The 13,384-nt window shown below is 63.5% G+C and carries 11 protein-coding genes and 1 tRNA gene; 5 read left to right on the top strand and 7 right to left on the bottom strand.

All coding sequences use genetic code 11. The features are described 5' to 3' along the window. The first annotated feature begins 14 nt into the window (after positions 1-14). Both AB4Y44_RS29675 and AB4Y44_RS29680 read left to right on the top strand, forming a co-directional pair. Positions 15-1,343 carry an MFS transporter gene (locus AB4Y44_RS29675; RefSeq protein ID WP_342918597.1) on the top strand — a complete coding sequence of 443 codons (1,329 nt, stop codon included), beginning with the start codon at positions 15-17 and terminating at the stop codon, positions 1,341-1,343. Between the two features lie 61 nt (positions 1,344-1,404). Beyond that, positions 1,405-2,283: an amidohydrolase gene (locus AB4Y44_RS29680; protein WP_368701575.1), complete on the top strand. Its 879-nt coding sequence runs from the start codon at positions 1,405-1,407 to the stop codon at positions 2,281-2,283. A gap of 316 nt (positions 2,284-2,599) precedes the next feature. On the opposite strand, the gene AB4Y44_RS29685 is transcribed toward AB4Y44_RS29680, so the two are convergent. Then, positions 2,600-2,687: transfer RNA gene (locus AB4Y44_RS29685), tRNA-Ile, on the bottom strand. 166 nt (positions 2,688-2,853) lie between these two features. Beyond that, the gene (gene rpoD, locus AB4Y44_RS29690; RefSeq protein WP_256094438.1) at positions 2,854-5,109 is read right to left on the bottom strand and encodes an RNA polymerase sigma factor RpoD; all 2,256 of its coding nucleotides are present in this window, start codon (positions 5,107-5,109) and stop codon (positions 2,854-2,856) included. Between the two features lie 34 nt (positions 5,110-5,143). Between rpoD and AB4Y44_RS29695 the strand changes: the two genes are divergently transcribed. After that, entirely contained in the window at positions 5,144-5,368 is a 225-nt protein-coding gene (locus AB4Y44_RS29695; protein WP_342918596.1) for a hypothetical protein, read from the top strand. A gap of 36 nt (positions 5,369-5,404) precedes the next feature. Here the strand turns inward: AB4Y44_RS29695 and dnaG are convergent, their stop codons facing one another. The 5 genes from dnaG to AB4Y44_RS29720 all read right to left on the bottom strand — a co-directional run bounded on the left by dnaG (position 5,405) and on the right by AB4Y44_RS29720 (position 10,729). Continuing rightward, positions 5,405-7,273 (bottom strand): DNA primase, encoded by a 1,869-nt coding sequence (gene dnaG / locus AB4Y44_RS29700; RefSeq protein ID WP_342918595.1) that lies wholly within the window; start codon positions 7,271-7,273, stop codon positions 5,405-5,407. Positions 7,274-7,391: 118 nt separating this feature from the next. Further along, positions 7,392-7,838 (bottom strand): GatB/YqeY domain-containing protein, encoded by a 447-nt coding sequence (locus tag AB4Y44_RS29705; RefSeq protein WP_322030263.1) that lies wholly within the window; start codon positions 7,836-7,838, stop codon positions 7,392-7,394. 225 nt (positions 7,839-8,063) lie between these two features. Then, on the bottom strand, positions 8,064-8,276 hold the full coding sequence (rpsU, locus tag AB4Y44_RS29710; RefSeq protein WP_013434742.1) for a 30S ribosomal protein S21: 213 nt from the start codon (positions 8,274-8,276) through the stop codon (positions 8,064-8,066). 142 nt (positions 8,277-8,418) lie between these two features. Further along, the gene (locus tag AB4Y44_RS29715; protein ID WP_368701576.1) at positions 8,419-9,339 is read right to left on the bottom strand and encodes a universal stress protein; all 921 of its coding nucleotides are present in this window, start codon (positions 9,337-9,339) and stop codon (positions 8,419-8,421) included. Positions 9,340-9,508: 169 nt separating this feature from the next. Further along, a complete protein-coding gene (locus tag AB4Y44_RS29720) occupies positions 9,509-10,729 on the bottom strand; it encodes an NAD(P)/FAD-dependent oxidoreductase (RefSeq protein WP_342918593.1) in 1,221 nt (406 codons plus the stop codon). 170 nt (positions 10,730-10,899) lie between these two features. On the opposite strand from AB4Y44_RS29720, the gene tsaD reads away from it, so the two are divergent. Then, positions 10,900-11,928 carry a tRNA (adenosine(37)-N6)-threonylcarbamoyltransferase complex transferase subunit TsaD gene (gene tsaD / locus AB4Y44_RS29725; protein WP_110386183.1) on the top strand — a complete coding sequence of 343 codons (1,029 nt, stop codon included), beginning with the start codon at positions 10,900-10,902 and terminating at the stop codon, positions 11,926-11,928. Between the two features lie 88 nt (positions 11,929-12,016). After that, positions 12,017-13,380 (top strand): IS3 family transposase gene (locus tag AB4Y44_RS29730; protein ID WP_368701577.1). Its coding sequence is split into 2 segments (ribosomal slippage): positions 12,017-12,514 and positions 12,517-13,380, totalling 1,362 coding nucleotides; the frame shifts between segments, so codons are not numbered across the junction. The last annotated feature ends 4 nt before the right edge of the window (positions 13,381-13,384 follow it).

Genomic DNA, 13,384 nt, shown 5'->3' on the forward strand with positions numbered 1-13,384 from the left:
CATTGGAGACGCGTATGAACATTTCCAGCACTGATTTCGCAACCGAAGTGGAGACCCGGACCATCAAGAAAGTCGTCCTGCGTCTCGTCCCCTTCCTCATGATCTGTTACCTCCTCGCATTCATCGACAGAGGCAACGTCGGCATGGCTTCGTTGCAGATGAACAACGACATCGGTCTGTCGGCACAGGTATTCGGATTTGGCAGCAGCCTGTTCTTTGTCTCCTATTTCATCTGCGAGGTGCCGAGCAACCTCGCGCTCCAGAAGTTTGGTGCGCGTGTGTGGCTAGCGCGCATCATGATTACGTGGGGCCTTGTTTCCGCCGGCACCGCGCTGGTTCGCTCGCCGTCGAGCTTCTACGTGCTGCGCTTTCTCCTCGGTGCCGCAGAGGCCGGCTTCTTCCCTGGCGTGCTCCTTTACCTGTCGTACTGGATTCCGGCGAAGTATCGTGCGCGCATCATCGCGACTTTCATGGTCGCCATCCCGGCGGCAAGCTTTGTCGGCTCGCCGATTTCCGCCGTATTGCTGCAGATGGACGGATTCGCGGGCATTCGCGGGTGGCAGTGGCTCTTCATCCTTGAAGGCATCCCGACGGTCATTCTCGGCTTGATCTGCCTGAAACTGCTTACCGACAAGCCGGTGCAAGCGACCTGGCTGAAGGACGATGAACGCGAATGGCTTACGGAAGCGCTCTCGCAGGAAAAGCGGGAACCCAAAAAAGTCGCTCAGATGTCCCTCGCGAAACTGTTCTGCAACCGCTACGTCCTCTGCCTCGCGCTCGTCGATGTATGCGCGTCGGGTGCGGGGAGCACGCTCTCGGTATGGCAGCCACAGTTGCTAAAATCATTCGGGCTGACGGTCATGCAGACCGGCCTCCTCAATGCGGTTCCGTACGCGCTTTCCTCCGTCCTGATGGTCTACTGGGGACGTAGCTCCGACCGTCGCCAGGAGCGACGCTGGCACACTGTCATCCCCATGCTGCTTATCGGCCTCGGCCTCTTCGGCACGTCGCTGAGCGGCTCGCTCGGGCCAACCATCTTCATGCTCTGCGCGGTTCTCGTCGGCGCGTACGCCTTCAAGGGACCGTTCTGGGCACTGGCCTCCAGCATGCTTTCGAACAGCACGGCAGCAGCTGGACTGGCCACCATCAACGCCATCGCCAACCTGTTGGGCGGCGGCCTTATGGTCAACGTCTATGGATGGGTGAAGGGCGCAACGGGAAGCTACGCACTTGCGCTGATGCCACTCGGCGCGCTCACCCTCGTCAGCGTCATCACGCTCGTGCTGCTCACTCGGCCCGGTTCCGGTACGCAACTCCACAAGAACAAAGTCGAGATCGCCTGAGATGCAGACCACTCGCAGAAAGTTTCTCGCCGCGATCGGCGCGGCTGGAATTACGGCCAGCATGCGCGCGTTCGGCGCTGACGAAGAAGTCTGGTCGACGGGTGTCAATCCGCCGGCGTTCAAAATGCCGGCAGGTGCAATTGATTGCCACATGCATATCTACGACGACCGCTTCCCCGTCGCGCCTGGCACTTCGCTTCGGCCGCCAAATGCGACAGTCGAGCAATATCGACACGTGCAGAAGCGCCTCGGCATTCATCGCAACGTTGTCGTTACACCGTCGACTTATGGAACCGACAACCGCTGCCTCATCGACGCGCTCAGGCAGTTCGGCAGCAACGCGCGCGGTGTAGCTGTCGTCGACACATCGGTGACCCGCGAGCAGCTCGATGAAATGAACACGGCAGGCGTGCGCGCCATCCGCTTCAACTTGAGCTACCCAGGCGCCACAACCATTGACATGCTTGCGCCTCTCGCAGCGCGCGTTGCGCCGCTGGGCTGGCACATCGAACTTGTAGTCCAGGGTGCGAGGCTGCCGGAACTCGAACCACGCCTGAACGCCTTGCCGTGCCCGCTGGTCATCGACCACATCGCGCACATCCCGCAACCGGGGGGCCTCGGCTCGGAAGCAATGAACACCGCGCGGCGCCTCGTCGACAACGGTAAAACCTGGGTTACGCTCTCTGGCCCGTACGTGGACACCAAAGTCGGCGCGCCCGCCTATGCGGATGTGGCGCCGGTCGCCAAGGCCTTCATTGCGATGGCGCCCGACCGGATGCTGTGGGGAACCGATTGGCCGCATCCTACGGAAAGAGCGCGCAAGCCGGACGATGCATTGCTGGTCGACGTCATGGCTTCGTGGATAGGACGCACGGACTGGCAGGAGAAGATCTTCGTCGAGAACCCAGAGAATCTTTATGGATTCGTGGGCGCAGACTGAGCGAAACAAATGGTTGTGATAGCTGGGGCGGAACGGCCACTCGTCCGAATGGCTGTCGATGCCGATTGCCTTACGCCAATGCAGCTGCCGTCTCACCGAAAGCCGTCGCATCCAACATAGCGGCTGGAAAGCCTGCCGACGTGAATTCGCTCGGTCCCCAGGTCGGGCCGGGAACGCGCGCGGCGGCAGCCACGATCAGCTACGGGCAAGGCGTCAGCGATGCGAGCAAGTTTTGGCCACCCCAACCCGTCGCGCCGGACGAAAAAAAAGCACCGCGATCATTCGCAAGTGCTTGATTTTCTTACTACCAGCGGACTGGTGGGCCGGGTGGGGTTCGAACCCACGACGTCCTTTCGGAGGCGGATTATGAGTCCGCTGCCTGCAACCAACACGGCGTCCGGCCCACGAAGCTACGAGGCGTAGCGACAAACGAAACAACGATGACGTATCAACAAAAAAGCCCGGTCTACCCAAAGGCCGGGCTTTTCGACGACAGGCCGACATACTACACGAAAGCGGGTCGGCCTGGCCATCTTGCACATGACTTCGGTGCATTAAAACTAACCAATCTCAATTCCCTTCAAGGAACGACTTGAGCTTGTCCGAACGGCTCGGGTGGCGCAGCTTGCGCAGCGCCTTCGCTTCGATCTGGCGAATGCGCTCGCGCGTCACGTCGAACTGCTTGCCCACTTCTTCGAGCGTGTGATCGGTGCTCATTTCGATACCGAAGCGCATGCGCAGCACCTTCGCCTCGCGCGGCGTGAGCGAGTCGAGCACATCCTTCACGACATCGCGCATCGAGGCGTGCAGCGCGGCGTCGGCAGGCGCCACCGTGTTGTTGTCCTCGATGAAGTCGCCCAGATGCGAATCGTCGTCGTCGCCGATCGGCGTTTCCATGGAGATCGGCTCCTTCGCGATCTTCATGATCTTGCGGATCTTGTCCTCCGGCATTTCCATCTTCTCGGCGAGCGTTGCCGGATCCGGCTCGAGACCGGTTTCCTGCAGGATCTGCCGCGAAATGCGGTTCATCTTGTTGATCGTTTCGATCATGTGAACCGGAATGCGGATCGTGCGCGCCTGGTCCGCGATCGAGCGCGTGATGGCCTGACGGATCCACCACGTCGCGTAGGTCGAGAACTTGTAGCCGCGACGATATTCGAACTTGTCCACCGCCTTCATCAGGCCGATGTTGCCTTCCTGGATCAGGTCGAGGAACTGCAAGCCACGGTTCGTGTACTTCTTCGCGATCGAGATCACGAGACGCAGGTTCGCCTCGGTCATCTCGCGCTTCGCCTGGCGCGCCTTGAGTTCGCCGGCCGCCATCTGGCGGTTGGTTTCCTTCAGGTCCTTGAGCGGCAGCACCACGCGCGCCTGCAGATCGAGCAGACGCTGCTGCTGTTCGCGGATCGCCGGAATGTTGCGCGAAAGGATGCCGCTATACGCATGGCTCTCGCCGACGATCTTCTCCGACCATTCGAGGTCGGTTTCATTGCCCGGGAAACGCGCGATGAACTCCGAGCGCGGCATGCCGCACTTGTCCACGACCGTGTGAAGAATCTGGCGTTCGACCTGGCGCACTTCGTCCACCTGCGCACGCAGCGTGTCGCACAGACGCTCGACGGTACGCGCCGTGAAGCGGATCGACATCAGCTCGTTCTGGATGGTTTCCTGCGCCTTGAGGTAAGACTTCGACTTGTAGCCTTCCTTCTCGAACGCGCGGCGCATCTTGTCGAACCACTCGCTGATGAGCGCGAACTTTTCGAGCGAGGCACGCTTGAGGGCTTCGAGCTGCGCCGCGTTGGCCGTCGCCTGCGCCGCGCCGTCGTCCTCTTCCTCCTCCTCTTCTTCTTCCTCTTCGGCCTCTTCCTCTTCGTCCTCGTTCTCGATCTCTTCCGCTTCCTTGGCGTTGAAGCCGTCGGTGTCCTCGGCGTTCGGATCGATCAGGCCGTCGACGAGCTCGTCCACGCGAATCTCGTCGTTCGCCACGCGTTCGGCCATGGCGAGGATGTCGGCAATGGTGGTCGGGCAGGCGGAGATCGCCATGACCATGTGCTTGAGGCCGTCTTCAATGCGCTTGGCGATTTCGATTTCGCCCTCGCGCGTGAGAAGCTCGACCGTGCCCATTTCGCGCATGTACATACGCACCGGGTCGGTCGTGCGGCCAAATTCGGAGTCGACGGTGGAGAGCGCGACTTCCGCTTCCTCTTCCACTTCGTCGTCCGAAGAGGCGTTGGGCGCGTTGTCGTTGAGCAGCAGCGTTTCGGCGTCGGGCGCCTGCTCGTAGACGGCTACGCCCATGTCGTTGAACGTGCTGATGATGCCTTCGATCGCCTCGGTTTCCGTGAAGTTGTCCGGGAGGTGATCGTTGATTTCCGCATAGGTGAGGAAGCCGCGCTCCTTGCCGAGCTTGATGAGCGCACGCAGCTTCGTGCGGCGCTCCTCGAGCTCCTCGACGGTGCCGGGCTGCGACGACGCAAATGCGTCTTTCAGCAGCGCCTTTTCCTTCGCTCGCCGGTCGCGCGCGCGGGTGGTCTTTTCGACCTTGCCCGCGGCAGGGGTGCTGTCTTCGCTCTGGTTTGCGTCGTCATCGACGGGTACTTCATTCAGCTTTTTCGTCATGGAGTTCGCCGTACCGGCTAGTGTCTCGACTCGCGGCTGCTGGACAACAGCCTCTTGAACCGTGGATGCTTGAGCCTCGCGCTCTGCCGCATCGTCCTCGACGGCAGGCACTTCCCTTGCACTTCTCGAACCGGACCGTTTCGTTGCCGGCTGCGTAGCGGCTTTCGCCGCACGGACAGGCGCTGCTCGCGCAGCCGAAACAGTCATCGACCTCTTCCGGGTAGCCGGTTCAGAACGGTTGGTGGACTCACTGCCCGACGACCGGGCGGAAGAACTGGCAACTGTGGCCTCTGTGACCTTGCTGGTCGGCTCCGTCGAGCCCTTGCCTGCTGCCTTTTTTCCGCCTGTAGTCTTTGCCATTGCCATTCCGCCCCTTGCTGGAAAACCGGACATTCACGGATTACCCCAACCCATTATGCCCACCCGGAAAAAACAAAAACAAACCGCTGAAAACCTGTTATTTTAGCACGCAGGGCAATAATCCCCCTGTGCGGTCCTTCCCTTACAAACCGAGCTGACGTTTCATGTCAGCCCGCGTCTGATTCAGTGACATCAATTCGGCAAGTTCCTCAGGCGTATGTCGCGACTGCCGCGAAAGCGCGTCCAGGCGATCGCAACAGGCGTCGTACCGCATTTTCAGGATTGCCGCCGTCAATTCTTCGCTCACGAGCCGCTCCTGCTCGCGGCGCTCCTCTACCGCAGCGCCATCTTCCGGATTTTTCATCAGCAAATCCCGAACGTTTTCATCATAGTCCAGAATTTCGCGAAAAATCTCCTCGAAGGTTGGAGCATTGGCCCCATTTCTCAGGAGGTCCGAAAGGAGCTGAAATTCCGCCGAGTCGCCCAGCGCCCGCGCGTGAGTGGTCACTTCCTCGAACAGCTCGCCGTGGCGCGTCAGTCCAATCAGCGCTTTTTCGGCCTCTTCCTCCAGCTGCAGCACGATGCGCGGATGCATCACGAGGTTGCGCAGCGCCTTGCGCTCGATACCGGTCACGAGGTGCCGGTCCTTGCGTGCGGGCGCCTGGCGCGCCGCCTGGGCGATCCGCGCGTCGACTTCGCACAGCGCGGCCACTTCCTCGAACGGCACGTCCAGGCGGTCCGCGAACATGTGCATGATCTGAGCCCGCAGGGCATTCGCCGGCAGCTGCTGCAGGAGCGGCTTCGCGTCGAACAGCGCCCGGGCGCGCCCTTCCGGCTGGTCCAGTTCCTTGTCCGCCAGCACCTCGTTGAGCATGAACTGGGACAGCGGCATGGCCCGCTCGACCTGCTCCGAGAACGCCTCGGCGCCGAATTCGCGCACATAGCTGTCGGGGTCGTGCTCCTGGGGCAGGAACAGGAAGCGGATCGTGCGGTTATCGGCCGCGTGCGGCAGGCATGCGTCGAGCGCACGGCGCGCGGCGCGGCGGCCCGCCGAGTCGCCGTCGAAGCTGAAAATCACCGTGTCGGTCTGACGCATGAGCTTCTGCACGTGGATCGGCGTGCACGCGGTGCCGAGCGTCGCCACGGCGTTCTGGAAACCCAGCTGCGCGAGCGCGACGACATCCATATACCCCTCGACCACCAGAACATAGCGCTGTTCCCGGATCGCGAGGCGCGCCTCGAACAACCCGTACAGTTCGCTGCCCTTGTTAAATAGCGGCGTTTCCGGGGAATTCAAATACTTCGGCTCGCCGCCGTCCAGCACGCGGCCGCCAAAGCCGATGACCTGACCCTTCACGTTGCGGATCGGGAACATCACGCGGTCGCGGAAGCGGTCGTAGCGGCGCGCCTGGCCTTGCGCGTCCTGCTTTTCGCTGACGATCACGAGGCCCGCCTCGACCAGCGCGTCGTCGCGATACTGGGTAAACGCAGATTCGAGGTTCTGCCATCCATCGGGCGCGTAGCCGAGGCCGAAGCGCGCGGCGATTTCGCCCGTGAGGCCGCGCTTCTTGAGGTACTGGATGGCGTTGGTCGCGCTGCGCAGCTGCTTGCGGTAGTAGTCGCAGGCGGTCTGCATGACGTCGGAGAGCGCGGTGGTGACGGCCTTCGAGGCAGCCGGCGCATAGCCGCCCGCGGCGCCGCCGCCGCGCATGGGCGAAGGCTCTTGCGGCACGGTCAGGCCGACCGACTGGGCGAGTTGCTCGACGGCTTCAGGGAAAGTCAGCCCGGCATGCTCCATGAGGAAGCCGATGGCGGTGCCGTGCGCGCCGCAGCCGAAGCAGTGATAGAACTGCTTGGTTGGACTAACCGTGAACGAAGGACTCTTCTCGTTGTGGAACGGACACAAGCCCATGAAGTTCGCGCCGCCCTTCTTGAGCTGCACGTAGCGACCCACCACGTCGACGATATCGACGCGGTTCAGCAGGTCTTGCAGGAACGAATGCGGAATCATCGAAGCGAGCGCGCTTGGGCAGCCGGGGCTCGCGCGGCCCTACGTGACATACGCGTGACGTACGGGCCTCGCAGCGTCGCCCTGGGCCGGGCCGGCGCCGCGTGCGAGCCGGGTGCGCTTACTTCGAGAGCGCGGCTTTGACGAGCCCGGAAACGGCCGTCATGTCGGCGCGCCCGGCCAGCTTCGGCTTGAGCACGCCCATCACCTTGCCCATGTCCTGCGGGCCGGCTGCGCCCACCTGGGCGACGGCGGCCTGCACTTCGGCGGCGATCTCGGCGTCCGAGAGCTGCGCGGGCATGTAGGCGGTCAGGACGGTCAGCTCGGCGGCTTCCTTCTCGACGAGATCGGTGCGGCCCGCGGCCTCGAACTGGCTGATCGAGTCCTTGCGCTGCTTGATCATCTTGTCGATGACGGCCGTGATGCCCGCGTCGTCGAGCGTCACGCGATCGTCGACTTCACGTTGCTTGATAGCGGCGAGCAGCAGACGAATCGTGGCGAGGCGCTCGCTTTCGCGCGCACGCATCGCGGTTTTCATGTCGTCGTTGATCTGGTCTTTGAGACTCATCACTCACCTGAAATACGTTGGGGTTGCTGGAATGCAAAAACCCGCCTGGAAACGCTTCCAGGCGGGTTGGCGCAAATTCGACATGGTTGCGACCACACCAGAGGACAGCGGCGGCCGCGTTGCGCGACGAAACCAGAGACCGCGGACCGGCTGTCCACGTCGCCGTGACATTGATGCGAGGCCCACGCTGGAACTGCGCGGCCACGCGTCACGGCTACGCCGGAATCAGTACAGCTTCTTCGGCAACATCTGGCTGCGCAGACGCTTGAAGTGGCGCTTGACCGCCGCCGCCTTTTTGCGCTTGCGTTCAGCCGTGGGCTTCTCGTAGAACTCGCGCGCGCGAAGCTCGGTCAGGAGACCGTTCTTCTCGATCGTGCGCTTGAAGCGGCGCATGGCGACTTCAAAGGGTTCGTTTTCTTTTACGCGGATGGTCGTCATTTTCCAATAACGGATCGGGGGTAAAGAAGATTGAGTATAGCAGTTCCGGATTTGGGCATCGCGTGCCGGTTTGGGGGGAAACCCCAATTCCGGCAACCGCACCGACCGCCCGCAGAGCCTTCCCCGGCGGGGCTGCGCAGCATCAGGCAGCGCCCGGCCCGACCAGCAGCAACGGCACATGCGTGATCTCGATGGCGCGCTGTGCGACGCTGCCGAGCAGCCAGCGCGCGACGCCCCGCCGGCCCTGCGTGCCGAGCGCGACGAGATCGGCTTGCCAGTCCCGCGCGTCGCGCAACACGGTGTGGGCAACATCGTCGCGCATGCGCCCGGTGGCCACGAGCGCCGTTTCATAGGCGCGGCCTGACACGTCGAGCTGCGCGTGTGCGCTGGCGAGCGCCTTGCGCCCGAGGTCGGCGAGCGCATCCTCCAGCACCGAACCGGGCACCGGATCGCCGGCCACGCTGCTGCGATCGACGACATAAACCGCGCGCAAGATGGTTTGCGGTTCGGCCAGCCGCAACGCCGCTTCGATCGCCTGCGCCGAGACCGGACTGCCGTCCGTCGCCAGCAGGATGCGGGCGAGCGGCGCGTGACCGTTCGCTTCTTCGTACTCCACGGGCACGACCAGCAGCGGACAGGGCGCGCAAACCGCGAGCGCGCCCGAAACCGATCCGTCGACCCAGCGCTTCATGCGCCCCTGGTGCCGCGTGCCGACCACCAGCATGTCGGCCTGCCAGTCGCGTGCCGCATTGGCGAGCGCAGGCACGACAGCGCCTGCTTCGGCGGACAGACCGACCACCTGCCCTTCGACCAGCGCGACTTGTCCGTTGAACGCCGACATCGCGTGCTCGAGCGTGCGCTCGGCGGCGTGGAGATATTCGTCGCGCGCCGCGTTGAGCGCACCCGTCATCCACGCATCGCCCGCGATGTAAGCGCCGCCCGCATTCCACGCATCCGGCTGTTCGGCCGCGCAGACGATACGCACCTGGGCGTCGCGCGGCACCACGCGCGACGCGAAACGCAGTGCCTGCGTCGATGCCTTCGAATTGTCCACGGCAATCATGATTCGCCGCAGGGGCCCGCGCATTTGCACGCTGTGCTGCTGTTCCTCTCGATTCACGTTTCGTACCTTTTCCTCGTGGGTCAGGCATTCAAGCGTGAACCTCGGACACAGAGCCAACAATGACAGGGGTCAACCGCGAGAGATTCGGCAGGGCGTATCGGTCAGAAAATCAGCCTGCACCCAGCGAATATTCGGCGGCGGCTTCCCCGGCCGCGACGCCCGAGGCCCAGGCCCACTGGAAGTTGTAGCCGCCGAGCCAGCCCGTCACGTCCACGGCTTCGCCTATGAAATAGAGCCCCGGCACGCGCTGGCTCATCATCGTCGCCGAGGAAAGCTCGCGCGTGTCCACGCCGCCGCGCGTGACTTCGGCCTTCTTGTAGCCTTCGGTGCCCGTGGGGGTGAGCGTCCACTGGGCGAGCCCTTCGCCGATCTTGCGCAGCGTTTTATCGGGCAGATCGGCGATCCGCGCGTCGGCCTTCACCTGATGCGCCTCCAGCCACACGTGTGCGAGGCGCGCCGGCACCCACTCGGCGAGCAGGTTGCCGATCTGGCGTTTCGTCGCGCCCTTGGCTTCGATCAGCGCCGCCCCCGGATCGTGCTCGGGCAGCAGGTTCACGCGGATCGGCTGGCCCGGCTGCCAGAAGCTCGAAATCTGCAGGACGCCGGGACCGGAAAGGCCGCGATGCGTGAAGAGCAGGTCCTCGTCGAACGCGCCGCCGGTCTTGCGCTCGCCCGTCGCCACGTGGACTTCGAGCGAAACGCCCGCGAGCGGCACATAGGGCGCCCACTCGTCCTGCGCGAACGTGAGCGGCACGAGCGCGGGGCGCGTGTCGATGAGCTTGTGGCCGAACTGCTTCGCGATGCGATACGCGAAGTCGGTTGCGCCGATCTTCGGGATCGACAGGCCGCCGGTCGCGATCACCAGCGCTTTCGCGCGGATCTCACCCTGTGGCGTGCCGAGCGTGAAGCCCGCGCCGTCGGCGTGGCTCACCGCTTCCACCGGCAGCGGCCGGCGCCACGCCACCTGGCCCGCGTCGCACTCGGCGCGCAGGACGTCGATGATCGCCTCGCTCGACTGGTCGCAGAAAAGCTGGCCCTTGTGCTTTTCGTGCCAGGTCACGCGATGCTGGCGCAGCAGCGCGAGGAAGTCGCGCGGCGTGTAGCGCGCCAGCGCCGACCGGCAGAAGTGCGGGTTGTGAGAGAGATAGTTGGCCGGGCTCGCCTGCAGGTTCGTGAAGTTGCAGCGCCCCCCACCCGAGATGCGGATTTTTTCCGCGAGGCGCGGCGCGTGGTCGATCAGCGCCACGCGGCGGCCCTGCTGGCCCGCCACCGCCGCGCACATCATGCCGGCCGCCCCTGCGCCGATCACGGCGATGTCGAAAGATTCCATGGCGCGCATTCTACCTGCGCGGCGGCGGGGCTTGTCCGCGGGGAGCGCCGCGTGGCGCCCTGAACCGGCTTCGACGCACGCTGCTATACTTTTATGTTCTGCTAATTCTTGATTTAGCGACGGTTTTTGGCGGGCTCGTGCCGCGCAATCCCGTTGCCCTGCCCCACATCATGCTCGTTCTCGGCATCGAAAGCTCCTGCGACGAAACCGGCCTCGCGCTCTACGACAGCGAGCGCGGCCTGCTCGCGCACGCGCTGCATTCGCAGATCGCCATGCACCGCGAGTACGGCGGCGTCGTGCCGGAGTTGGCCTCGCGCGACCATATCCGCCGCGCGCTGCCGCTGCTCGAAGAAGTGCTCGCGAAGAGCGGCGCGGCGAAAAGCGACATCGACGCCATCGCCTTCACGCAAGGCCCCGGCCTCGCCGGCGCGCTGCTCGTGGGCGCGAGCATCGCCAATGCGCTCGCCATGGCCTGGAACCGGCCGACCGTGGGGATTCACCACCTCGAAGGGCACCTGCTTTCGCCGCTGCTGGTCGATGCGCCGCCGCCGTTTCCGTTCGTCGCGCTGCTCGTGTCGGGCGGCCATACGCAACTGATGCGCGTGACCGACGTGGGCGTCTACGAAACCCTCGGCGAGACGCTCGACGACGCCGCCGGCGAAGCCTTCGACAAAACGGCCAAGCTGCTGGGCCTGGGCTATCCGGGCGGCCCGGAAGTCTCGCGCCTCGCCGAGTTCGGCACGCCGGGCGCGGTCGAACTGCCGCGTCCGATGCTGCATTCGGGCGATCTCGACTTCAGCTTCAGCGGCCTCAAAACGGCTGTGCTCACGCAAGTGAAGAAACTCGGCACGAACATCTGCGAGCAGGGCAAGGCCGACATCGCGCGCGGTTTCGTCGATGCAGCCGTCGAGGTGCTGGCCGCGAAATCGCTCGCCGCGCTCAAGCGCACGAAGATGAAGCGCCTCGTGGTGGCGGGCGGCGTGGGCGCGAACAAGCAGTTGCGCGAGACGCTTTCGGCGGCGGCGCAAAAGCGCGGCTTCGAGGTGCATTACCCGGACCTGTCGCTGTGCACCGACAACGGCGCGATGATCGCGCTCGCGGGGGCGCTGCGCCTCGCGCGCTGGCCGGAGCAGGCCACGCGCGATTACGCGTTCACGGTGAAGCCGCGCTGGGACCTGACCTCGCTCGCGCAGCAGTAATGCGTTTGCCGCCGCAGACGTAAAAAAGCCGCCCACGTGAACTGCACCCCAAAAGTTGGACACCGATCCAACCTTTGGGGTGTTTTTCATGGCGAAGTACACGGAGCAGTTCAAGCGGTCTGTTGTCAAAGACTTGCTGTCAGGCAAAGGCTGCAGCAGCCGGGAAGTGGCACGCCGGCATGGTGTGGACCACGGCACGGTGCGCAAATGGGTAGCCGCCTGGCAGGCGCACGGCGAAGCGGCGTTCAGCAAGAAGTACAGCCATTACGACGCCCGGTTCAAGCTGAAGGTGCTGCAGTTCATGCAGACAAAGACCCTGTCGTGCCGGGAAACGGGCGCGGTCTTCGATATCCGGAATCCGGCTATTATCAGTAGCTGGAAGCGCCAGTATGATTCGGGTGGTATCCAGGCACTGCAGCCTCGCCCCCGAAGACGACCCGTGAAGCAACCGAAGGCATCTCCCCCGCCCAAGCCAACGAGCCCCGATGAGGCCCGCACGAAAGAAGAGCTCCTCGAAGAGCTCAACTATTTGCGCATGGAGAACGCGTACCTAAAAAAACTCGATGCCTTGATCCGCTCGGAAAGCCCCAAAGCGCAGCGCAAAAAACGCAAATAGTGGCCGGGTTAAGGCATCAGTTTCCAGTCGACGGCCTGCTGAAGGTGGCAGGCCTGGCGCGCAGTACTTTCTATTACCAGTGCAAGGCATTGCAGATGGCGGACAAACACGCGCAGCTCAAAGCGCGGATCCGTTCGGTATTCGAGCAGCACAAGGGACGTTATGGCTATCGCCGCGTCACCAGCGCGATCCGCCGTCTGGGCACCGTTGTTAATCACAAGACGGTCCAGCGCCTGATGCAGCTCATGAAACTGAAGTCCCTGGTGCGCCCGAAGAAGTACCGGGCCTTCCGCGGGACGGTGGGACGCATTGCGCCGAACGTGCTGCAAAGACAGTTCGATGCAGACGCGCCGAACCAGAAGTGGCTCACCGATATCACCGAGTTCCGGGTGGGCGAGCAGAAGCTCTATCTGTCGCCGGTTCTGGATCTGTATAACGGCGAGATCATTGCTTACGAAACGGCCACACGTCCGGTATTCGCGCTGGTCGCAGGCATGATCAAAAAGGCAATGAAGCGGCTCGGGCCTGGCGATCGGCCGGTGGTCCACTCCGATCAGGGCTGGCACTACCAGATGGCTGCTTACCAGGCGCTGCTCTCAAAGCGCGCCCTGACGCAGAGCATGTCGCGCAAGGGCAACTGCCACGACAATGCCACCATGGAAAGCTTCTTCGGCACCCTGAAGTCCGAGTTCTTTTACCCGACTCGCTTCGAGAGCATCGAAGCACTTCAGGCCGGCATCAAACATTACATCCACTACTACAATCACAGCCGCATCAAGCAAAAGCTAAACGGGCTGAGTCCTGTGATGTACAGAACCCAGCCCGTTCGGCCCTAGCCAA

Origin of the sequence: Paraburkholderia sp. BR10937 (assembly GCF_040965695.1) — a bacterium.
Classification (GTDB): Bacteria; Pseudomonadota; Gammaproteobacteria; order Burkholderiales; family Burkholderiaceae; genus Paraburkholderia.

Excerpts from the sequence above, each read along its gene's own strand:
- dnaG (WP_342918595.1), bottom strand. The coding sequence starts at position 7,273 with ATGATTCCGCATTCGTTCCTGCAAGACCTGCTGAACCGCGTCGATATC.
- AB4Y44_RS29680 (WP_368701575.1), top strand. The coding sequence starts at position 1,405 with ATGCGCGCGTTCGGCGCTGACGAAGAAGTCTGGTCGACGGGTGTCAAT.
- AB4Y44_RS29675 (WP_342918597.1), top strand. The coding sequence starts at position 15 with ATGAACATTTCCAGCACTGATTTCGCAACCGAAGTGGAGACCCGGACC.
- AB4Y44_RS29720 (WP_342918593.1), bottom strand. The coding sequence starts at position 10,729 with ATGGAATCTTTCGACATCGCCGTGATCGGCGCAGGGGCGGCCGGCATG.
- tsaD (WP_110386183.1), top strand. The coding sequence starts at position 10,900 with ATGCTCGTTCTCGGCATCGAAAGCTCCTGCGACGAAACCGGCCTCGCG.
- rpoD (WP_256094438.1), bottom strand. The coding sequence starts at position 5,109 with ATGACTGTTTCGGCTGCGCGAGCAGCGCCTGTCCGTGCGGCGAAAGCC.
- rpsU (WP_013434742.1), bottom strand. The coding sequence starts at position 8,276 with ATGACGACCATCCGCGTAAAAGAAAACGAACCCTTTGAAGTCGCCATG.
- AB4Y44_RS29705 (WP_322030263.1), bottom strand. The coding sequence starts at position 7,838 with ATGAGTCTCAAAGACCAGATCAACGACGACATGAAAACCGCGATGCGT.
- AB4Y44_RS29715 (WP_368701576.1), bottom strand. The coding sequence starts at position 9,339 with ATGATTGCCGTGGACAATTCGAAGGCATCGACGCAGGCACTGCGTTTC.